This window comes from Mycobacterium sp. IDUB_28, from assembly GCF_055419285.1.
Map to the genome: position 1 here is coordinate 1 of NZ_JBVAXK010000031.1, position 1,600 is coordinate 1,600.

Sequence of the window (1,600 nt, forward strand, 5' to 3'; positions counted from 1 at the left end):
GCCCTCTCTGCCAACCTGGGTTGAGGCACCCGCCCCCTGACAATTAGTGACCCGAGGGCGGGGATGGAGAGACTCCCCGAAATGGCAAGCAAGGTGACGACGTTGGTCTGTGCGGCCGGGATGGAAGATCCTGGTCGGGTGGCTGACGATGCAACGCAACGTCCCGAGCCCGAGGTGCCCGAACGCGCCCGGCGGCGGACGTTCACCGCGAAGTACAAGCTGGAGGTCCTGGCTGCCTACGACGCAGCGCCCGACGGTGAGAAGGGTGCGGTGCTGCGCCGTGAGGGGCTGTATTCCAGCCATATCACCGAGTGGCGCAAAGCCCGCGACGCCGGCGCGTTGGCGGGGCTGGCCGCCCCGCGCGGGCGCAAGCGCCGTGATCCGGCCGGCGAGCAGATCGCCCGCCTGCAGGCCGAAAAGCAGCGACTGGAGCAGGAGTTGGCCAAGACCCGCTTCGTGGTGGATGTGCAGGCAAAACTGCACGCGCTCTTGGAGACGCTCTCCGGGAGCGCGGATACCGATCCGAGGTCGACGCCGTGACTGATCAGGCCGTCATGGAGTTGGCACCGCAGCTGGGCATGCGGGCGGCCTGCGAAGCCGTTGGTGCCGCGCAGGCCGGCTACTACCGACGGCACCGGCAAAGCCCGGCACCGCCACGACCAGAGCCGATCCCGCACCGGCAGCGCCGTCAGCCGCGGGCACTGACCGCTGCCGAGCAGCAGGCCATCCTCGATACGCTGCACAGCGACCGGTTCGCCGACCTGGCACCGGCGCAGGTGTGGGCCATCCTGCTCGACGAAGGTGTCTACCTGGGCTCGCAGTCGACGTTCTATCGGCTGCTGCGCCGAGCCGGCGAGGTGCGTGAGCGCCGCGCCCAGGCCACGCACCCGGCGAAGGTGAAACCCGAACTGATGGCCAGCACCCCAAATGCGGTGTGGTCGTGGGATATAACGAAATTGCGTGGCCCAGCGAAGTGGACCTACTACTACCTGTATGTGATCTTGGATATTTTCTCCCGCTACGTCGTTGGCTGGATGGTCGCCAGCCGCGAATCGGCGGCGCTGGCCGAGGTGCTGATCCGTCAGACCTGCGCCAAGCAGGGGATCGACCGTGACCAGTTGACGATTCACGCCGACCGCGGCAGTTCCATGACCAGCAAGCCGGTGGCGTTCCTGCTGGCCGATCTCGGTGTCGCCCAGTCGCATTCGCGACCGCACGTCTCCAACGACAACCCGTTTAGCGAGGCCCAGTTCAAGACGTTGAAGTACCGGCCCGACTTCCCCGGCCGGTTCGGCTCAATCGAAGATGCCCGAAGACACTGTCAGGTTTTCTTCGGTTGGTATAACGATGAACATCGCCACAGCGGGCTGGGCCTGCATACCGCCGCTGACGTCCACTACGGCCTGGCCGAGGCAGTCCGCGACAAGCGTGCCGGTGTACTCGACGCCGCCTACGCCGAACACCCGGAACGGTTCGTCCGCAAACCGCCCGAACCGCCGCAACTACCCACCAGCTCCTGGATCAACCCACCCGACCATCCAGAGGAGGACGCTCAGTAAATACCGCGCAACGGTGCCTCATTCAGGTTGACAGGTTCCGC

At 66.1% G+C, this 1,600-nt stretch carries 1 protein-coding gene; it reads left to right on the top strand.

Going from position 1 to position 1,600, the window contains the following annotated elements; all coding sequences use genetic code 11:
* Positions 1-120 precede the first annotated feature (120 nt).
* Positions 121-1,559 (top strand): IS3 family transposase gene (locus tag ACZYZ9_RS26390; protein ID WP_372511698.1). Its coding sequence is split into 2 segments (ribosomal slippage): positions 121-487 and positions 487-1,559, totalling 1,440 coding nucleotides; the frame shifts between segments, so codons are not numbered across the junction.
* Positions 1,560-1,600 lie beyond the last annotated feature (41 nt).